Annotated in this window: 18 protein-coding genes; 14 read left to right on the top strand and 4 right to left on the bottom strand. The window is 69.6% G+C overall.

The features are described from left to right. Positions 1 to 323: 323 nt before the first annotated feature. The 5 genes from gap (at position 324) to NLI01S_RS16340 (ending at position 4,440) form a co-directional block, all read left to right on the top strand. A complete protein-coding gene (gene gap / locus NLI01S_RS16360) occupies positions 324 to 1,328 on the top strand; it encodes a type I glyceraldehyde-3-phosphate dehydrogenase (protein WP_067605319.1) in 1,005 nt (334 codons plus the stop codon). A 123-nt stretch (positions 1,329 to 1,451) separates the two neighbouring features. After that, positions 1,452 to 2,639, top strand: coding sequence for a phosphoglycerate kinase (locus tag NLI01S_RS16355; RefSeq protein ID WP_067605317.1), 1,188 nt, complete (start codon positions 1,452 to 1,454; stop codon positions 2,637 to 2,639). Between the two features lie 44 nt (positions 2,640 to 2,683). Next, complete coding sequence (gene tpiA / locus NLI01S_RS16350) at positions 2,684 to 3,463, top strand: triose-phosphate isomerase (protein ID WP_067605315.1); 780 nt, start codon at positions 2,684 to 2,686, stop codon at positions 3,461 to 3,463. A 288-nt stretch (positions 3,464 to 3,751) separates the two neighbouring features. Then, positions 3,752 to 3,988, top strand: coding sequence for a preprotein translocase subunit SecG (gene secG, locus NLI01S_RS16345; RefSeq protein ID WP_067605382.1), 237 nt, complete (start codon positions 3,752 to 3,754; stop codon positions 3,986 to 3,988). Between the two features lie 80 nt (positions 3,989 to 4,068). Beyond that, positions 4,069 to 4,440, top strand: coding sequence for an RNA polymerase-binding protein RbpA (locus tag NLI01S_RS16340; RefSeq protein WP_084392658.1), 372 nt, complete (start codon positions 4,069 to 4,071; stop codon positions 4,438 to 4,440). Positions 4,441 to 4,704: 264 nt separating this feature from the next. Here NLI01S_RS16340 and NLI01S_RS16335 read toward each other — a convergent pair whose 3' ends face one another. Further along, positions 4,705 to 4,965 (bottom strand): hypothetical protein, encoded by a 261-nt coding sequence (locus tag NLI01S_RS16335; protein ID WP_067605311.1) that lies wholly within the window; start codon positions 4,963 to 4,965, stop codon positions 4,705 to 4,707. A 143-nt stretch (positions 4,966 to 5,108) separates the two neighbouring features. On the opposite strand from NLI01S_RS16335, the gene NLI01S_RS16330 reads away from it, so the two are divergent. After that, the gene (locus NLI01S_RS16330; protein ID WP_067605309.1) at positions 5,109 to 5,792 is read left to right on the top strand and encodes a hypothetical protein; all 684 of its coding nucleotides are present in this window, start codon (positions 5,109 to 5,111) and stop codon (positions 5,790 to 5,792) included. Here NLI01S_RS16330 and NLI01S_RS16325 read toward each other — a convergent pair. Beyond that, entirely contained in the window at positions 5,784 to 6,542 is a 759-nt protein-coding gene (locus tag NLI01S_RS16325) for an IclR family transcriptional regulator (RefSeq protein ID WP_067605380.1), read from the bottom strand. The two genes, NLI01S_RS16330 and NLI01S_RS16325, sit on opposite strands and share 9 nt — an antisense overlap. A 207-nt stretch (positions 6,543 to 6,749) precedes the next feature. On the opposite strand from NLI01S_RS16325, the gene hutH reads away from it, so the two are divergent. The 5 genes from hutH to hutI are packed head-to-tail and all read left to right on the top strand — an operon-like array spanning position 6,750 to position 13,785. Beyond that, positions 6,750 to 8,297, top strand: coding sequence for a histidine ammonia-lyase (gene hutH / locus NLI01S_RS16320; protein ID WP_067605307.1), 1,548 nt, complete (start codon positions 6,750 to 6,752; stop codon positions 8,295 to 8,297). Positions 8,298 to 8,316: 19 nt separating this feature from the next. Then, the gene (gene hutU / locus NLI01S_RS16315) at positions 8,317 to 9,990 is read left to right on the top strand and encodes a urocanate hydratase (protein WP_067605305.1); all 1,674 of its coding nucleotides are present in this window, start codon (positions 8,317 to 8,319) and stop codon (positions 9,988 to 9,990) included. Further along, the gene (locus NLI01S_RS16310) at positions 9,987 to 11,225 is read left to right on the top strand and encodes an allantoate amidohydrolase (RefSeq protein WP_067605303.1); all 1,239 of its coding nucleotides are present in this window, start codon (positions 9,987 to 9,989) and stop codon (positions 11,223 to 11,225) included. Before hutU ends, NLI01S_RS16310 begins: the two co-directional genes overlap by 4 nt. Continuing rightward, positions 11,222 to 12,580, top strand: a complete 1,359-nt coding sequence (locus NLI01S_RS16305; protein ID WP_067605301.1) for a formimidoylglutamate deiminase — start codon at positions 11,222 to 11,224, stop codon at positions 12,578 to 12,580. The genes NLI01S_RS16310 and NLI01S_RS16305 overlap by 4 nt, the downstream gene beginning before the upstream one ends. A gap of 2 nt (positions 12,581 to 12,582) precedes the next feature. After that, positions 12,583 to 13,785: an imidazolonepropionase gene (gene hutI, locus NLI01S_RS16300; protein ID WP_067605379.1), complete on the top strand. Its 1,203-nt coding sequence runs from the start codon at positions 12,583 to 12,585 to the stop codon at positions 13,783 to 13,785. 70 nt (positions 13,786 to 13,855) lie between these two features. Here hutI and NLI01S_RS16295 read toward each other — a convergent pair whose 3' ends face one another. Next, positions 13,856 to 14,125, bottom strand: coding sequence for a hypothetical protein (locus NLI01S_RS16295; RefSeq protein ID WP_067605378.1), 270 nt, complete (start codon positions 14,123 to 14,125; stop codon positions 13,856 to 13,858). A gap of 411 nt (positions 14,126 to 14,536) precedes the next feature. Between NLI01S_RS16295 and NLI01S_RS16290 the strand changes: the two genes are divergently transcribed. Next, positions 14,537 to 14,977, top strand: a complete 441-nt coding sequence (locus NLI01S_RS16290; protein WP_067605299.1) for a DUF485 domain-containing protein — start codon at positions 14,537 to 14,539, stop codon at positions 14,975 to 14,977. Next, on the top strand, positions 14,977 to 16,695 hold the full coding sequence (locus tag NLI01S_RS16285) for a solute symporter family protein (protein WP_067605297.1): 1,719 nt from the start codon (positions 14,977 to 14,979) through the stop codon (positions 16,693 to 16,695). Before NLI01S_RS16290 ends, NLI01S_RS16285 begins: the two co-directional genes overlap by 1 nt. On the opposite strand, the gene NLI01S_RS16280 is transcribed toward NLI01S_RS16285, so the two are convergent. Further along, the gene (locus NLI01S_RS16280) at positions 16,667 to 17,614 is read right to left on the bottom strand and encodes a hypothetical protein (RefSeq protein ID WP_067605295.1); all 948 of its coding nucleotides are present in this window, start codon (positions 17,612 to 17,614) and stop codon (positions 16,667 to 16,669) included. The two genes, NLI01S_RS16285 and NLI01S_RS16280, sit on opposite strands and share 29 nt — an antisense overlap. Positions 17,615 to 17,752: 138 nt before the next feature. Between NLI01S_RS16280 and cas6 the strand changes: the two genes are divergently transcribed. Then, the gene (gene cas6, locus NLI01S_RS16275; protein ID WP_067605377.1) at positions 17,753 to 18,703 is read left to right on the top strand and encodes a CRISPR system precrRNA processing endoribonuclease RAMP protein Cas6; all 951 of its coding nucleotides are present in this window, start codon (positions 17,753 to 17,755) and stop codon (positions 18,701 to 18,703) included. The last annotated feature ends 228 nt before the right edge of the window (positions 18,704 to 18,931 follow it).

Raw genomic sequence — 18,931 nt, 5'->3', positions numbered from 1 at the left:
TCGGGTCGGTCCGTACGTCCCCGGATTCGGGCCGCCGGAGATGTTCACCTTTGTTAACTGCGGAAACTCCCGGATAACTTCCGAAAATGGTATAGACCTCTTTGGTTCGTGGTGCCAGGATGGGTAGTGAATCCGCGAGGGTGGAAGGGTCGTCGAGCGTGGGGTCCGAGCGGTTCTCCGCCGGCGCTCCGCTAGGCTCTTTGTGAACACCTGTTATGCGTTCACGCTGTTCAACATGGTCGATCCGGGTCGTGCAGGCCTCGGATCCCCGGACGTGAACGCCCGGGTGAAACTGCTGTGCGATGAATGAGGAGAATGGTTCCGTGACCATCCGTGTAGGCATCAACGGCTTCGGCCGTATCGGCCGCAATTTCTGGCGCGCGGTCGCCGCCGCTGGCAGCGACATCGAAATCGTCGCGGTCAACGACCTCACCGACACCAAGACGCTCGCGCACCTGCTCAAGTACGACACCGTCCTCGGCACCCTGCAGGTCGCCGTCGAGGCCGGCGAGGACTTCATTCGCGTCGGCGACAAGACCGTCAAGGTCCTCGCCCAGCGCGACCCCGCCCAGCTTCCCTGGGCCGACCTGAACGTGGACGTGGTCGTCGAGTCCACCGGCATCTTCACCAAGGCCGAGGACGCGCAGAAGCACATCGACGCCGGTGCCAAGAAGGTCATCATCTCCGCCCCGGCCAAGGGCGAGGACATCACCGTCGTCATGGGCGTCAACGACGACAAGTACGACGCCGCCAAGCACCACATCATCTCCAACGCCTCCTGCACCACCAACTGTGTGGCGCCCATGGCGAAGGTGCTGCTGGACAACTTCGGTTTCCAGCAGGGCTTCATGACCACGGTGCACGCGTACACCAACGACCAGGTCATCCTGGACCTGCCGCACAAGGACCTGCGTCGCGCCCGCGCCGCCGCGCAGAACATCATCCCCACCAGCACCGGTGCCGCCAAGGCCACCGCCCTGGCCATCCCGGAGCTGGCGGGTAAGCTGGACGGCATGGCCATGCGCGTGCCCGTGCCGGACGGCTCGGCCACCGACCTGGTCGTCACCGTGGACCGCGAGGTCACCAAGGACGAGGTCAACGCCGCGTTCAAGGCCGCGGCCGAGGGCCCGCTCAAGGACGTGCTCATCTACACGGAGGACCCGATCGTCTCCTCCGACATCGTCGGTACCGCGCCCTCCTGCACCCTGGACGCCGGCATGACCATGGTCATGGGCAACCAGGTCAAGATCCTGGGCTGGTACGACAACGAGTTCGGTTACTCCAACCGCCTGGTCGACCTGGCCAAGCTGGTCGGCTCCAACCTGTAGCCACGGGTATCTCACGGCTCATGGCCGCGCACGCCTGACACGGCACCCCTACCGCCCGGCGCGGTAGGGGTGCCGTCGCGTGCGTGCCCCCCCGACTTCACAAACTCCAACGAGGAGACCAACATGCGGACGATCGACGACCTCGACGTCTCCGGAAAGCGCGTGTTCGTCCGGGCCGACCTGAACGTGCCCCTGGACGGCGAGCGCATCGCCGACGATGGGCGCATCAGGGCCGCCCTGCCCACCATCACCAAGCTGCGCGAGCGCGGTGCCCGCGTCATCGTCGCCGCCCACCTGGGACGACCCAAGGGCGCGCCGGACCCGAAGTTCTCGCTGCGCCCCGTCGCCGCCCGCCTGGGCGAGCTGCTCGGCACCGAGGTCGCCTTCGCCACCGACACCGCCGGTGAGTCCGCTCGCGCCACCGCCGGGGCCCTGACCGACGGTCAGGTCGCGCTGCTGGAGAACGTGCGCTTCGAGCCCGGCGAGACCAGCAAGGACGACACCGAGCGCGGCGAGCTCGCCGACCGTTTCGCCGGGTTGGCCGACCTGTACGTGGGTGACGCCTTCGGTGCCGTGCACCGCAAGCACGCCAGCGTCTACGACCTGCCCGACAAGCTCCCGCACGCGGTGGGAGGTCTGGTGCTGACCGAGGTCGAGGTGCTCAAGAAGCTCACCGGCGACCCGCAGCGCCCCTACGCCGTCGTCCTGGGCGGATCCAAGGTCTCCGACAAGCTCGGTGTCATCGACAACCTCCTGGGCACCGCCGACCGTCTGCTCATCGGCGGCGGCATGGTGTTCACCTTCCTCAAGGCCAAGGGCTACGAGGTGGGCTCCAGCCTCCTGGAGTCCGACCAGCTCGACACGGTCCGCGGCTACCTTGAGCGCGCCGAGCGCGAGGGTGTGGAGATCGTCCTGCCGGTGGACGTGGTGGCGGCCGAGAAGTTCGCCGCCGACGCCCCGCACGACGACGTCGACGTCGACGCCATCCCGGCCGACCGGATGGGTCTGGACATCGGCCCCAAGAGCAGGCTCCTGTTCGCGGAGAAGCTGGCCGACACCAAGACGGTCTTCTGGAACGGACCCATGGGCGTGTTCGAGATGGAGCCCTACGCCGGCGGCACCCGCGCCCTGGCCAAGGCACTCATCGACTCCGACGCCTTCACCGTCGTCGGTGGTGGTGATTCCGCCGCGGCCGTGCGCGTCCTGGGCTTCGACGAGACGGCCTTCGGTCACATCTCCACCGGTGGTGGTGCCAGTCTCGAGTACCTGGAGGGCAAGGACCTGCCCGGCATCGACGCCCTCGCCGAATAGCCTCGGCACCATCCACGAGAACTTGTAAGAAGGAAGTGACGACGATGTCCAAGCGCCTGCCGCTCATCGCGGGCAACTGGAAGATGAACAACAACCACCTGGAGGCGATCGCGCTCGTCCAGAAGCTGTCCTTCGCCCTGAAGGACAAGGACTACGACAAGGCCGAGGTCGTCGTCGTGCCGCCGTTCACCGACCTGCGCAGCGTGCAGACGCTGGTGGACGGGGACAGGTTGAGCATCAAGTTCGGTGCCCAGGACATCTCCGCCCACGACAAGGGCGCCTACACCGGTGAGATCTCCGGTTCGATGCTCGCCAAGCTGGAATGTTCCTACGTGCTGGTGGGCCACTCCGAGCGTCGTGAGTACCACGCCGAGGACGACGCCCTGGTCAACGCCAAGGTCAAGGCCGCGTTCAAGAACGACATCGTGCCGATCCTGTGCGTGGGCGAGGGCCTGGAGGTCCGCAAGGCGGGCCGGCAGGTCGAGCACGTCCTGGCCCAGCTGGACGGGGCCCTGAAGGAGGTCCCCGCCGAGCAGGCCGAGCGGATCGTGGTGGCCTACGAGCCGGTGTGGGCCATCGGCACCGGTGAGGTCGCCACCCCCGAGGACGCCCAGGAGGTGTGCGCGGCCATCCGCGTGCGTCTGTCCGAGCTGTACTCCGGTGAGGTGTCCGAGGCCGCGCGCATCCTCTACGGCGGTTCGGTCAAGGGTGACAACATGGCCGGCATCATGGCCAAGGACGACGTCGACGGTGGCCTGGTCGGTGGCGCCAGTTTGAAGGCGGACGAATTCGCCAAGGTGATCCGTTTCGGCGAGAACGGCTGACCGAACGTCTTGTTTCGCCCCATCCGTCACGCTCCGATGTCCAAGCGTGACGGATGGGGTGCCCGACAGGTGCACGGTTCGGGCTAGACTTCGCTCAGGGGTTCACCGTGCCTGGCGGTTGACCCTTCCGTGTCCGCAGGGCGCGGTAAAATCTGAAAACGTCCCCGGCTCTCCTCCTTCCATGGCCCGCTCCCGGACGGCACCCTCATGTCGTCGCAGGTGATGGGTGAGGAAAGGGGGGCCGAGGTGTCCATCCCCCCGCTGCGGGGTCGAGCTACGGGTGAGCGTGTGATCCTCGGTCTGTCCATCTTCGTGATGCTTCTCAGTGTGCTGCTGGTCCTCCTCGTGCTGATGCACAAGGGCAAGGGTGGTGGCCTTTCCGACATGTTCGGCGGTGGCGTCACGTCCTCGCTCGGTGGGTCTTCGGTGGTCGAGCGTAACCTCGACCGGATGACCGTCGGTGTGGGGGTCGTGTGGATCGTGACGATCGTCGTTCTCGGCCTGCTGATCAACCGGGGGATGTAGCGCCGCTCGGTCGCGGTCCCTCGTCCACAGTCAAGCTCGCCCGAGTCAACCGGTGAGCGAGTTCGCCGAAGGAGTTTTTCGTGGGTAGTGGCAGTGCCATCCGTGGCAGCCGAGTCGGAGCCGGCCCGATGGGCGAGGCGGAGCGGGGCGAGGCCGCTCCGCGCGTGAGGGTTCCGTTCTACTGTGCGAACTTGCACGAGGTCGTTCCCAGCTTCGCCAGTGAGGCCGCGGTCCCCGATGAGTGGGATTGTCCGCGTTGCGGTTTCCCCGCGGGCAAGGACAAGGCCAATCCGCCCGCGCCGCCTCGTACCGAGCCGTACAAGACGCACCTGGCGTACGTGAAGGAGCGTCGTAGCGAGGAGGAGGGCAAGCTCATCCTGGATGAGGCGCTCGCCAAGCTGCGCGCCGACCGTGCCGCGGTGGAGGCCCACATGAAAGCCTCCCAGAACTGATCTCCCGGATCCTCCGGAGCTTCGTCGGGGCCCGCGCCGAACGCGCGGGCCCCGACGCTTTTCCCGGCGGCGGAGGTACATGAGAAGCGCTATGACTTTCTCATTCACGAGACCGGTGTGTCTGGTGGGAAATATGATGACCGACGCACCCCCGAAGCCCCCTTGCCTTGAGGAGATGGTGTCGATGTCCACGTGCCCCACCGGAGGAGACCACGACTGGATCCTCGGCGACGACCGCAAGTTCCAGTGCGCCAAGTGCGGGGCTCAGAGCGCCAGGCGGCTCTGAGGCGTTTCACCCGGTCGGGCCGTCCCACCCTCATCCGGCTCGTTCTTGGCCCTGGCCCTCCAGGTCACCGGCACACCCAGACTCTCGGCCACACCCTTGGCCCACCGTTCCAGCGGCGCGAAGCGGTCGGGGCCCTCCTCGGCGAGCATCGTCCACCCTCGGTAGACCACTCCGTCCTGTACCAGGACCTCACCGTCGACTTCGAGGACCGTCTCGTACTCACGTGTACCGCGTCTCATGGGCAGGACTGTAGCGGTCGCCGCCGCCCGACATCAGGCATTTCACGCAATCCACACCCCAAATCGGACACCGTGCCACAAAACCTGGCACATTAGGGTGAGTCGGCGCACAAAGCGGCCCCAGAACTTGAAAGAATGGGGACATGGCTTCCCCCGAACACTCGGAACTCCCCTCCGACGCACCGGGCCTTCCCTCCGACCTGACCGGGGCCCCCGGGAGCGTGTCCCACCTACGCCGCTACGTCAGCCTGCGCGGGCCCAACGCCCGTATGTGGATGACCGCCGCCTACTTCTCCGCCGCGCTCACCCTGGGCTTCCTCGTGGTGGTGGGTTCGATGATCTGGCACGTGGCCAAGGAGGACAGCACGGTCGGTTCGGTGTCCCTGTGGGCCTTCGCGGCGCTCATGATGTTCTTCATCGGCCCGGGCGGCAACGTGTTCCTCGTGCGAGGGCTGCCCCAGCGCATCACCCGTCAGGGCATCAGCGCCGACAGCGACGGCGTCACGGTCCTACAGGAACGCAAGTGGTGGTTCTCCGGGGAGGGCACCTTCATCGCCTGGCCGGAGATCCACCGCATCCGTGAGGTGCACACCGGCGGACGCAGGATCCTGTACTTCATCGAGTTCGCGTTGGACACCCACCGCACCGAACCCGAACTGCCGAGCTGGGCCGAGAGCGCCGAAAGTCTCGACCTGGAGGCCGACCCCGACGCGGCCACGCAGTTCTACGTGCAGGTGCCCCACGAACAAAAGGAACAGATCCTGCGCATGTTCGAACGGACCGCCCCGCTGCCCGCCATCGTCGAACGCAGCGCGCCACTACGCTGACCGACCGTTGAGTCGACGGGTGAGCTCGTCGGCGGCGTCGCGCACCCGCGCCGCGAGCGCGCCCGGCGTCACCGGTCGGGCGCTGGGCACGGTCAGACTGATCGCCGCCGCGGGGCGTCCGTTGTGGTCCGAGGCGGAAGCGGCCACCGACACGAATCCCTCCGTGACCTGGCCGTCCTCCAACGACCAGCCCTGCCCGCCCTCCTCGGCCAGTAGTGTGCGCAGATCGCCGGGGGAGCGCGGCCCGCGGCCGGTGCGATCGGTGAAGGCCGCCGCGTTCGGGTACAGGGCACGCACCTGGGCCCGTGGCAGTCGGGCCAGCATCGCCCGACCCGACGCCGTCAGGTGGGCGGGAAGCCGCACGCCCACCCCGGTGATCAGCGTGGGCGCGTGCGGTGGCTGTTCCTTGAGCAGGTACAGGGTGTCGGCCCCGTGCAGGACCCCCAGGTGGGCGGTGGCTCCGGTGGACTCGGTGAGTTGGTGCAGCAGGGGGCGGGCCAGCCGTTCGACGCCGTCGTGGCGCAGGTAGGCGGAGCCGATCTCGAACGCCGCGACCCCCAACCCCCACCGGCGTTCCTCGGGCAGGTGGGTCACGAACCCCTCCTCGGCCATGGCCTCCAACAGCTGGTAGACGCTGGACCGGGGCAGCCCGAGCCCGTTCGCGATCGCGGTGGCCGACACCGGGCCCGGGCGCGAGGCCAGGAACCGCAGGAGACGCAACGCCCGCGTGGCCGCTGGAACATGGCTCATGCCCCGATCGTCCCACAGGAACATGTGGCGCCATCATGACGCCGAACAGTGTGTGGTGGGCGCCCGCGCGAGCCCTCCTGTTCGTTACCGAGGATCGAATGCGAGGTGCGTGTGATCCGCTGACGTCAGTCCCGGGTGTCCGGGATTTCGGACGGAACTCACGTGTCAGCGCTTCCGGCCGGGCGGCGGGCGGGGTCGAATGGGGGCATGTCCACAGCAGTCTCTTCGGTCGCCGTCGGTGGCGCCCCGCTCACCCCGGCCCAGGTCCTGGCCGTCGCTCGCGACGGCGCCCACGTCTTTCTCGGTGAGGAGACCCGCAAGGCCGTCCGGCACGGCCGAGAGCGGGTCGACTCCCTGGCCCGCGGTGAGGTTCCCGCCTACGGGGTCAGCACCGGGTTCGGTGCCCTCGCCACCCGTCACATCGCCCCCGAACTGCGGGCCCGCCTGCAACGTTCGCTGATCCGCTCGCACGCCGCGGGTGCCGGCCCGGAAGTGGAGAGCGAGGTCGTGCGCGCCCTGATGTTGCTGCGGCTGCGCACCCTGGCCTCGGGCAACACGGGTGTCCAGCCGGTCACGGTCGACACCCTCGCCGGTCTGCTCAACGCCAAGATCACCCCCGTGGTGCACGAGTACGGCAGCCTGGGCTGTTCGGGTGACCTGGCGCCGCTGTCCCACGTGGCGCTCGCGCTGATGGGGGAGGGCAAGGTCCGTGACGCCTCCGGTGAGCTGAAGGAGGCCGACGAGGCCCTGACGGATGCCGGGATCGCCCCCGTGGAGCTGGGCGCCAAGGAGGGGCTGGCCCTGATCAACGGTACGGACGGCATGCTGGGCATGCTCGTCATGGCCTGCGTGGACCTGGAACGGTTGCTCAAGGTCGCCGACGTCACCGCGGCCATGAGCGTGGAGGCCCTACTGGGCACCGACCGGGTCTTCGCCGCCGAACTCCAGGCGCTGCGACCCCACCCCGGGCAGGCCGCCTCGGCCGGCAACCTGCGCGCCCTGCTCGCCGACTCCCCGGTGGTGGCCTCCCACCGAGGCCCCGACTGCAACCGGGTCCAGGACGCCTACTCGTTGCGCTGTGCGCCCCAGGTGGCCGGCGCCGCCCGCGACACCCTTTCCCACGCCCTGATGGTGGCCGGTCGTGAACTGGACAGCGTCATCGACAACCCCGTCGTGCTCGACGACGGTCGAGTGGAGTCCAACGGCAACTTCCACGGCGCTCCCGTCGCCTACGTATTGGACTTCCTGGCGGTGGCGGTGGCCGACGTGGCCTCCATCGCCGAACGCCGCACCGACCGCATGCTCGACGTCTCCCGCTCCCACGGGCTGCCCGCGTTCCTGGCCGATGACCCCGGCGTCGACTCGGGCCACATGATCGCCCAGTACACCCAGGCCGCCATCGTCTCCGAACTCAAGCGCCTGGCCGTGCCCGCCAGTGTCGACTCCATCCCCAGCTCGGCCATGCAGGAGGACCACGTGTCCATGGGGTGGGCGGCCGCCCGCAAGCTGCGCCGCGCCGTGGACGGGCTCACCAACGTGCTGGCCGTGGAGCTGCTCACCGCCGCCCGCGCCCTGGACCTGCGTTCGCCCCTGGAACCGGCACCGGCCACCGGCGCCGTGCGGAACCTGGTGCGCGAGAAGGTCGCAGGCCCCGGACCCGACCGCTACCTGGCGCCCGAGATCGCCGCCGTGGCGGAGCTGGTCGCCGACGGTTCCGTGGTCGAGGCCGCCGAGTCCGTCACACCGCTCGCCTGAACCCCCTAGGAGATCCGTCATGAGCACACCACGCACCGTACGCGCGGCCCGCGGAACCACCCTGTCGGCCAAGGGCTGGCAGCAGGAGGCCGCCCTGCGCATGTTCCACAACAACCTCGACCCCGAGGTCGCCGAGCACCCCGAGGACCTCGTGGTCTACGGCGGCACCGGTCGGGCCGCGCGCGACTGGCGCAGCTTCGATCGCATCACCGCGTCCCTGCGCGACCTGGAGGGCGACGAGACCCTGTTGGTGCAGTCCGGGCGGCCGGTCGGCATCATGCGCACCCACGAGTGGGCGCCGCGCGTGCTGTTGGCCAACGGCAACCTGGTGGGCGACTGGGCGAACTGGCCCGAGTTCCGCCGTCTGGAGGCCGAAGGACTGACCATGTACGGGCAGATGACCGCCGGTTCGTGGATCTACATCGGTACCCAGGGCATCCTGCAGGGCACCTACGAGACCTTCGCCGCGGTGGCCGCCAAGCTGGGTTCGAGTGAGCACGGCGGTGGCACGCTGGCGGGCACCGTCACCCTCACCGCCGGACTCGGCGGGATGGGCGGCGCCCAGCCGTTGGCCGTCACCATGAACGGCGGCGTGGCGATCGTGGTCGAGTGTGACGGCAGCCGCATCGATCGTCGGATCCGACACCGCTACCTGGACGTGCGCGCCGAGAACCTCGACGAGGCCCTCGAACTGGCCGAGCGCGCCCGGGTGGAGCGTCGTCCGCTGTCCATCGGCGTCCTGGGCAACGCCGCCGAGGTCTTCCCCGAACTGCTCTCCCGTGGCGCACCGATCGACATCGTCACCGACCAGACCTCCGCGCACGACCCGCTCGCCTACCTGCCGGCGGGCGTGCCCTTCGAGGACTGGAAACGTCTGGCCGCGGACAAACCCGAGGAGTTCACCGTGCGCGCCCGTGAGTCCATGGCCGCGCACGTGGCGGCGATGGTGGGTTTCATGGACGCCGGCGCCGAGGTGTTCGACTACGGCAACTCCATCCGCGACGAGGCCAGACAGGGCGGCTTCTCCCGCGCCTTCGACTTCCCCGGCTTCGTGCCCGCCTACATTCGGCCGCTGTTCTGCGAGGGCAAGGGTCCCTTCCGCTGGGCCGCCCTGTCCGGTGACCCCGCGGACATCGCCCGCACCGACCAGGCGATCCTCGACCTGTTCCCCGAAAACGAGCACCTGGCCCGATGGATCCGGATGGCCGGGGAGAGGGTCGCCTTCCAGGGGCTGCCCGCGCGTATCTGCTGGTTGGGTCAGGGTGAGCGGGCCGCCGCCGGTCGGCGCTTCAACGAACTCGTCGCCTCCGGTGAGATCTCCGCGCCGTTGGCCATCGGCCGCGACCACTTGGACACCGGTTCGGTGGCCTCGCCCTACCGGGAGACAGAGGGCATGAAGGACGGTTCGGACGCCATCGCCGACTGGCCGCTGCTCAACGCCATGGTCAACACCGCCTCCGGTGCCTCCTGGGTGTCCATCCACCACGGTGGGGGCGTGGGCATGGGCCGCTCCATCCACGCCGGGCAGGTCAGTGTCGCCGACGGCACCGATTCGGCCGCGGCCAAGCTCCAGCGAGTGCTCACCAACGATCCCGCCATGGGAGTGGTCCGCCATGTCGACGCCGGTTATGAGGAGGCCGAGCGGGTCGCCCGGACCCACGGCATCCGCGTGCCGATGAAGGAGGGCGAGTGAGCTTCGATCGGCTCTGGGCCGAGTCGGCCCCCATCGGACGTTCCGATGACGGTGGCGGTTACCACCGGTACACCTGGGCGGGTGCCGACGGCGACGCCCGCGCGTGGTTCACCGAGTCGGCCGTCGCACGCGGTCTGGACGTGCGCACCGATCGCAACGGCAACCTGTGGGCCTGGTGGGGAGCGCCCGGCCCGGGCGCCGTGGCCACCGGTTCCCACCTGGACTCGGTTCCCGACGGCGGGGCCTTCGACGGTCCGCTCGGGGTGGTCACCGCCCTGGCCGCCGTCGACGAGTTGCGTTCACGTGGTTTCACACCGAGCCGTCCGCTGGCGATCGGTGTGTTCGTGGAGGAGGAGGGTGGCCGGTTCGGGGTGCCCTGTCTGGGCAGTCGCCTGGCCACCGGGGAGATCGACCCGGGCCGGGCCCGTGCCCTGACCGACGCCTCCGGCATCACCTGGGCCGACGCCATGGCCGCCGCCGGGCTGGACCCGGACGGGATGGGGCCCGACCCCGACCTCATCGGCGGGTTCGACGTCTTCGTCGAACTCCACGTGGAACAGGGCCGGGCCCTGGCCGACACCGCCCATCCCGTGGGGGTGGCCGGTTCGATCTGGCCGCATGGGCGGTGGCGCCTGGACTTCACCGGTCGCGCCGACCACGCGGGCACCACCCGCCTGGTCGACCGGTCCGATCCCATGTTGCCGCTGGCCCACACGATCCTGGCCGCGCGGGCATCGGCCCGGAGCCATGACGCGCGCGCCACCGTCGCCAAGACCCACGTCAACCCCAACGGCACCAATGCCATCCCTTCGTTGGTCAGCGCCTGGTTGGACGCGCGGGCGGCCGACCAGGCCACCCTGTCCGTGGTGGTGGAGGAGGTGCGTGAGGCCGCGCGGAGGGCGGCCCACGACCACGGGGTCGCCCTGGCCGTGGCGGTGGAGTCCACCACGCCCCTGGTGGAGTTCTCCCACGCCCTGCGCGATCGCCTGGCCGCCACGGTGGCCGACCGGGTCCCCGAGTCGGCGGGTCCGGTGCCGCTCCTGCCCACCGGTGCCGGGCACGACGCCGGTGTGCTGTCCGCGCACGTGCCGACCGCCATGATGTACGTGCGCAACCCCACCGGGGTGTCCCACTCGCCCATGGAGTGGGCCGACCCGAAGGACTGCCACGCCGGGGTCACGGCCTTGGCCGACGTCCTCGCCGACCTGCTCACCGAACCGGTGAGGTCCGTGTGAGCCCGCGACGACTGTGGTGCGAGTGGGCGTGGCTCGGCGGCCGTGACCCCGAGCCCGGGGTGCTCCTGACGGTCGATGCCGGTCGGTTGACCTCGGTGACCTCCGGTGTCGAACGTCCCGTCGGCGCCGAACACCTGAGCGGGCTCACCCTGCCGGGCCTGGCCAACGCCCATTCGCACGCCTTCCACCGGGCGCTGCGCGGACGTACCCACTCCGGCGGCGGCTCCTTCTGGACCTGGCGCGAGGTGATGTACCGGGCCGCCGAACGTCTGGACCCCGATTCCTACCACCGACTGGCCCGGGCGGCCTTCGCCGAGATGGCCCTGGCCGGGGTGGTGTGCGTGGGCGAGTTCCACTACCTGCACCACGGGCCCGGAGGCCGTCGTTACGCCGATCCCAACGCCATGGGGCACGCCCTGGTCGCGGCCGCCGCCGAGGCCGGGGTGCGGATCACCCTGCTCGACGTGTGCTACCTGGCCGGGGGGTTGGGGGACGACGGTCGGCACCTATCGCTCTTCGGCCCCCAACTGCGCTTCGGCGACGGCACCGTCCAGGCCTGGGGCGAACGCGTGGCCGATTTCGCCCCCGAAGGGGAGCACGCGCGAGTGGGGGTGGCCGCCCATTCGGTGCGGGCCCTCGCATCGTCGGACCTGCCCGAGGTGGCGCGCTTCGCCACCGGTGGGGAACTGCCCCTGCACGTCCATGTCTCCGAACAGCCCGCCGAGAACACCGCGTGCCTGGCCGCGTACGGGCTCACCCCCACCCGGCTGCTGGCGGAGGCCGGTGCGCTCACCGGGCGCACGACCCTGGTGCACGCCACCCACCTGACGGACGAGGACGTCGCCACCGTCAGGGCGCACGGTTCGGCGGTGTGCCTGTGTCCCACCACCGAACGCGACCTCGCCGACGGGTTGCCGCGCACCGGCGACCTCGTCGCCGGGCCGGAACCGGTCCCGCTGAGTCTGGGTAGCGACCAGCACGCCCGAACGGACCTGTTCGAGGAGGCGCGGTCCGTGGAGCTGCACGAACGCCTGCGTACCCACCGGCGCGGAACCCTGGACGCCGGGGCGTTGCTGCGCGCCACCACCGTCGACGGGCATACCGGTCTGGGCTGGGACGACGCGGGCACGCTGATCCCAGGGGCCCGGGCCGACCTGGTCAACGTCGCCCTGGACGGTGTACGCCTGGCCGGGACCGACCCGGCCAGGGCCGCCGACGCCGTGGTCTTCGCGGCCACCGCCGCCGACGTGCGCCACGTGATGGTGGACGGCACCTGGACCGTCCGCGACGGCGTCCATGCCCGACTGCCCGACACCGCCCGCGAACTCGACTCCGCGATCAAGGAGCTTTTGTGAGCATCGACGTCCCCGGCACCGTCCTGGTCGACGGCATCGCCACCCTGGTCACCAACGATCCCGCCCTGGGCAGGGGCCGGCTCGGCGAGGTCTGCGACGCCGCCCTGGTCATCGAGGGCGAACGAGTCGTCTGGGCCGGTCCGAGCGCCTCGGCCCCGGCCGCCGACGTGCGAATCGACGCCGACGGTCGCTGTGTCGTCCCCGGGTTCGTGGACAGCCACTCCCACGTCGTCTTCGCCGGGGACCGCAGTCGTGAGTTCGCCGCCCGGATGAGCGGCACCCCGTACTCGGCGGGCGGCATTCGCACCACGGTCGCCGCCACCCGTGCCGCATCCGATACCGAACTCCTGGCCGGCGCTCGTCGTCTGGTGCGTGAGGCCGCTGCCCAGGGCACCACCACCCTGGAGGTCAAGTCCGGGTACGGGCTGACCGTCGAGGACGAACGTCGCTGCCTGGAGGTGGCCGCTCGCGTCACCGACGAGGTCACCTTCCTGGGTGCGCATGTGGTCGCCCCCGAGTACGCCGACGACCCGGAGGGCTACGTCGACCTGGTCACCGGCCCCATGCTGGACGCCTGTGCCCCGTACGCCCGTTGGGTGGACGTGTTCTGTGAACGTGGGGCCTTCGACGAGGCGGCCTCCCGCCGAGTGCTCACCGCCGGGATGGAACGGGGGTTGCTGCCCCGGGTGCACGGCAACCAGCTGGGGGAGGGGCCGGGGGTGCGCCTGGCCGTGGAACTGGGTGCCGCGTCGGTCGACCACTGCACCTATCTGAGCGCCGAGGACGTGGATGCGCTGGCCCAGGCCGCCCGCCGCCCCGAAGCCACCGTGGCGACCCTGCTGCCCGGCGTGGACTTCTCCACCCGTCAGCCCTATCCCAACGCTCGCGCGCTGATCGACGCCGGAGCCCTGGTGGCGCTGGCCAGCGACTGCAACCCGGGTTCGTGCTTCACGTCGAGTCTGGCGTTCTGCGTCGCGGTGGCGGTCCGGGACATGGGGATGACTCCGGACGAGGCGGTGTGGGCGGCGACCATGGGCGGGGCGATGGCCCTGCGCCGCACGGACGTCGGGCACCTGGCCCCCGGAGCTCGCGCCGACCTCACCCTGTTGGAGGCGCCCAACCACCTGTACCTGGCCTACCGTCCCGGGGTGCCCCAGGTGGCGGCGGTGTGGAAGGACGGCGCGCTCATCGCGGGACGTCCCTGAACGCGGCCGGGGGCCGGTGCGCACCGCTTAGGCGCCCACCGGCCCCCGTTACGCTGCGGGGTGTGGCGTGCTACTCGGCGTCGGTGTCGACGCCCTCGGTCTCGCGCTTGTCGTCCGAAGCGGGGGCGGCCTTCTTGGCGGCGCGACGCTTCTTCACCGGACGGGAGTAGTCGACCAGTGGTTCGAAGCGGGTCTCGTGCTCCTTGAAGCACTCCTCGCAGGCGTCGACCTCGCGGACGGCGCCTTCCCAGGCGAACTGGATGACCTCAGTCGCCTCGACCTTCTCCTCGCGAACGGCGTGGGGATCGCAGTACTTGCGCGTGAAGACCTCGGTGACCACGGCGGGGATTTCCCTTCGGTTTCGCATGAACAGTGTGGACCCCTCGATCATACACATGTACGAACGACGAGACCGGGATTGATCCGGTTCGCCGTCATGGGTTCGGGGTCGCCCCGAAGCCTAGCGAAGACGGAGGGGTCTCCGCGCCGCGTGGAGGTCCGTGCGTCCCGTGTGACCTGCTTCTCCCCGTGCCGCCCTCCGGGCCGTGATCCGTCTCGCGCTATTCGTGTCAACCGATTTGTGTATTTGGGGAACACGGCGGTCCACTGATCGTTAGGGTGATGCCCGATCGGAACGGTGTACGGCGAATCGTGTGGATCCACGCGACGATGGCCGAAACGTTCCAGAAGGGGACACGTCGTGGGGGAACGGCGCCCGGAAAACCGCGCAGATATCGTTGGGGGACGAGTCGTGGTCGAGTACATGGAAGGCACGTCCAGAAGGCGTACGGAGTCCGAGGGCGGGGGTGACCGGCCCGGAGGCAGGTCCGCGAGGGCCCGCGCCCGCGCCGAGGCCGACGTGGCGCACACTTGTGAACGCGTCTCCGCCGATCCGCGTTTCGTGAAACTGCGGCGACGATTCGCCCTGCAATTCGCACTCCTGGTGACCACCTTCCTCGGTGGTTACATGGCCTATCTGTTCCTTTCGGCCTACGCGCGCGATTTCATGCGTGTGCAGATCTTCGATTCGATCAACGTCGCCCTGGTCCTGGGAATCGGACAGTTCCTGCTCACCTTCGTTCTGGCCTGGGCGTTCAGCCGAAACTCCGCCCACGCCATCGATCCGCTGGCCGAGGAGATCCGCGACCACGCACGGGACGAGGGCCGGATCGACGGACGGGTGATGGACTGATGAGCCCGCTCGACCACACCAACGACCTGGGCAGCGTCCTCGGCGGAGAGTTCGGCGTCGCCCACGCCTGGACCATCGGCCTGTGCGCCGTGTTCGTCCTCACCACCCTGGCCATCACCATTCGGGCCCGCAGCACCACCAAGGGCGCCGTCGACTTCTACGCCGGCGGCCGCGGTTTCTCCAGTACACAGAACGGACTCGCCCTCACCGGGGACTACCTGTCGGCGGCGTCCTTCCTGGGCATCGCCGGGATGATCTCGTTGCAGGGGTACGACGGCTTCCTGTACTCCATCGGCTTCCTGGTCGCCTGGCTGCTGGTCCTGCCCATGGCCCAGTTGATGCGCAACACCGGCCGCTTCACCATGGCCGACCTGCCCGCCTTCCGTATGCGCAGGATGCGCGTTCGCCTGGCCTGTACGATCTCCACCGTCACGGTGTGCGTTTTCTACCTGGTGGCCCAGATGGTCGGGGCCGGAGCCCTGGTCTCGGTCCTGCTCGGTCTGCACGGCGGCGGAACCTTCCTCGGGATGAGCGCCGGCCAGGCCCGCACCGGCGCGATCGTCCTGGTGGGCGTGCTGATGATCGTCTACGTCATGTACGGCGGGATGAAGGCCGCCACCTGGTTGCAGATCATCAAGGCGGTCGTGCTGCTGACGGCCACCGGACTGCTCACCGTCATGGTGCTGGCCGTGTTCTCCTTCGACCCGCGCGCCCTGCTCTCCGGCGCGGCCGACGCGAGCGGTCACGGGCAGGCCTTCCTCGAACCCGGACTCGGCTTCGGGGTGGAGGTGCCCGGTGAGTCCGCGCAGACCTTCTTCAACAAGATCGACCTGATCAGCCTGGGGTTGGCCCTGGTCCTGGGCACCGTCGCGCTGCCGCACATCCTCATCCGCTTCTACACGGTGCCCGATGGTCGCTCGGCGCGTGCCTCGGTCAACCGCACCATCGTGATGGTCGGCGTGTTCTACCTGATGACCCTGGCCTTGGGGTTCGGCGCCGCCGCCCTGGTGGGTTCGGAACGCATCATGGCCCTGGACCCCTCGGGCAACTCCGCGGTGCCGATGCTGGCCGAGGAACTGGGCCGGCTCACCGCCGGTCCGGTGGGCGCCGCCGTGTTGCTCGCGCTCATCTCCGCGGTCGCCCTGGCCACCATCCTCGCGGTCATCGCCAGCCTCACGCTGGCCTCCTCGTCCTCCATCGCGCACGACCTGTTCGGTCACATCCTCATGTGGGGACGACCGCGCGAGTCCCAGGAGGTGAGCGTGGCCCGCTTCTCCGCCTGCCTGATCGGTGGGGTGTCCATAGTCCTGGCCGTCCAGGCCCAGGAACAGAACGTGGCGTTCCTCGTGGGGTTGGCCTTCGCGATCGCCGCCGCGGCCAACCTGCCCGTCATCGTCCTCACCATGTTCTGGCGCCGCTTCAACACCAACGGCGTGGAGTGGGGCGTCTACGGAGGGCTGTCGGCCACCCTGCTGCTGATGCTGTTCTCCCCGGTGATGTCGGGCAAGACCGATCCGGTCACCGGGGAGAACCTGTCGATGCTGCCGACCCGGATCGACATCCAGTACTTCCCCCTGGAGAATCCGGCCCTGGTCGCCGTTCCCATCGGGTTCGCCTGCGCCGTCATCGGCAGCCTGCTCTCCTGCGAACGCAACAGCGCCCGCTTCACCGAACTACGGGTGCGCTCCCTCACCGGATGGGGCGCCGAACGCGACTGACGGCCAAGGACATCGCCTCGGCGACCTCGCCCAACAGTTCCGGTAGGGCGGGCAGACCCCGGGCCGTGTCCGTCCAGGACCGTTCCACCTCGGTCACCCACCGCTCCACCGACATCTCCTCGGAGCGGCGCATCGACCGCAGCATCGCCCAGGCCGCGACCGCCACCAGCGGTCGGGCCGGGCCGCGGCCGCGCACCTGTAGGGAACCGGTCACCGACCATCGCCCGCCCGGTTCGGGCGAGGGCAGCGCCTCACCGACGGCGCGCACGAACGGATGCCCGACCTCGAACCGTACGGGGGCCGCCCCCTCCACGCCCGAAAGCGCCGCGTACCAGCCGGCCAGGTCGACGTGGACGTCCACTTCCACCCGGAGCAGGGAGGAGTTCTCACCGACCATGCTCATCGGTGCGGGGAACCTCATCCGGGCGTGGATGGACAGGGCTTGGGCGGCCCGGTCGTGCACCACGGTGCCGCTCGTCACCGAGTCCTCGAAACCGGTGACCGCGGGGTCCTCGCGCATGGCGAAGTCGACCGCGCACCGGCCCTCCGGATCCCAGGAGGTGATGGTCAGGTCGGTGCCCATCCACCCCTCGACCTCCTCGGAGAAGTCCGGCTCGCCCTTCTCGTCCAGGACGCTGAACAGGTAGTGGGCACCGGGGGCCAGGTGTTCGCCGGAGAGCAGCCGTAGCGAGTGCTCCATGTCCTGCGGTCCGGCCTCGGCACTCTCGCCCCTGTGGAGCACCCCGAGTTCCTCGGCGCGCCGCTCCAGCCGCTCCCGTTCGGCCTCGTCGGGGACCAACAGGTGTCCCTCGGAGTCGAACCGGGCTTCGCGCAACACCCGATGCACGCCGTCGATCGAGCCGGCGATGTCCTCGCGCTTCAACGCGTCCAGGTCCAGGGTGTGGCTCAGGCGGGGCATGTCCCCTCCGCTTCGGCTGGTGGATCGGTACGGGCCCGCTCATTGTGGTCTGCCGAGGTGATGGTCGACAAGTGAGTCCGGGCACTGTCCGAGAGGAGTTCCCGGTGAACCGAGCGCATGAGGAAAGGGGTGGGGGCGGTGCCCAGACGGTGGACCGTGATCCTCAAGGATCGAGCCGATACGGCGCGTCCGATCCGTCCGGAGGACTGTCACGGGTTGCTCAACCACTGGTGGCCCCAGTCCGACCGTGAACACATCGCGGCCAAACGTTGGGCGATGAACGGTTGGCCCCTGCCCTTGGGGAACCGTCTGCACCACTGGACCCTCACCTGGTTGGACGACGAGCGTCCCGCGCCCCTGGACCCGGCCGAACTGGTCGGCGTCCCCCAACGCATCGGCGACCACCTGCTGGAGCCACTGTCGGTCACCCGCACCTTCGATCTCACCTACGCCGAGATGCTCACCGAGGGGTACGGTCGCTTCCCGGCCCGTGCGGCCGAGATCCGCGCCATGACCCCCGTGGTGACCACCACCCGCGACACCACCGGTGAACGCGTCCCCCACATCTGGCCCAACCCCCGACGGCTCTTCGGCGCGGTCCACCGTTCCGGCGGTGGGATCGTCGGCGGTAGCGGCGCGGTGGGCGCGGTGGCCCGCTTCGCCCCACCCTCCCTGGCCACCCCCTGGCTGGAACGCGCCCTGCTCGACCTGTCACAACTGCGCCGCTCCCCGCTGGCCGGGGAAGAAGTGCGCCTGACCGAGCACCACCACGCCGAGAAGCGCAACGTGCTGGGTTGGCTGGGCGGACTGCGCCTGGGCCCGGCGGTCGGCGCGCGTCGTTCCGTCGATACCTTCGCCACCCTGTTGGAGCTGCTCGAACTCACCGGGATCGGTAAGTACACCGCTCAGGGGTTCGGTGCCATCCGGGTCGATAGTGTCACCGGTGGCCGCCCCGCCGTGGCGGTTCCGGCCCCTCGGGACGGTCACGGCGAGCACCCGATCCGTCGTGCCCGGCCGCGTCGCGTGGGCGGTACCCGAGCCCACGCTGTGGCCGAAGCCGAGGAGTTCGGCGGCGCCCTGTTCGATTGACCCCCGAACCGCCGGTTCCCGCCCGAGGGCGGGGGCCGGTGCCCAGTGGTCGGTTCCCACCCGGTGGACGGGGTGGGAGCCGACCCTTTCGCACCCTTCAAGCCCGCCGTGTGTGAGGGGCCGGAGCGTGCTCGTCCCCTTGTTCTCGCAGGACGCGGGCCAGATCGCGCAAGTGCGGAACCAGATCCCGCGGAGCCAGGAGGGGACCGGAGAGCTTGGTCGCGGAGG

The sequence above is a fragment of the Nocardiopsis listeri NBRC 13360 genome (assembly GCF_001570765.1).
Classification (GTDB): Bacteria; Actinomycetota; Actinomycetes; order Streptosporangiales; family Streptosporangiaceae; genus Nocardiopsis; species Nocardiopsis listeri.
The sequence above is the reverse complement of the archived record's forward strand: the minus strand, read 5'-3'. Positions and strand labels throughout refer to the sequence as shown.

Coding starts and splice junctions, on each gene's coding strand:
- NLI01S_RS16355 (WP_067605317.1), top strand. CDS start 1,452: ATGCGGACGATCGACGACCTCGACGTCTCCGGAAAGCGCGTGTTCGTC.
- tpiA (WP_067605315.1), top strand. CDS start 2,684: ATGTCCAAGCGCCTGCCGCTCATCGCGGGCAACTGGAAGATGAACAAC.
- NLI01S_RS16335 (WP_067605311.1), bottom strand. CDS start 4,965: ATGAGACGCGGTACACGTGAGTACGAGACGGTCCTCGAAGTCGACGGT.
- NLI01S_RS16330 (WP_067605309.1), top strand. CDS start 5,109: ATGGCTTCCCCCGAACACTCGGAACTCCCCTCCGACGCACCGGGCCTT.
- NLI01S_RS16325 (WP_067605380.1), bottom strand. CDS start 6,542: ATGAGCCATGTTCCAGCGGCCACGCGGGCGTTGCGTCTCCTGCGGTTC.
- hutH (WP_067605307.1), top strand. CDS start 6,750: ATGTCCACAGCAGTCTCTTCGGTCGCCGTCGGTGGCGCCCCGCTCACC.
- hutU (WP_067605305.1), top strand. CDS start 8,317: ATGAGCACACCACGCACCGTACGCGCGGCCCGCGGAACCACCCTGTCG.
- NLI01S_RS16285 (WP_067605297.1), top strand. CDS start 14,977: ATGAGCCCGCTCGACCACACCAACGACCTGGGCAGCGTCCTCGGCGGA.
- NLI01S_RS16280 (WP_067605295.1), bottom strand. CDS start 17,614: ATGCCCCGCCTGAGCCACACCCTGGACCTGGACGCGTTGAAGCGCGAG.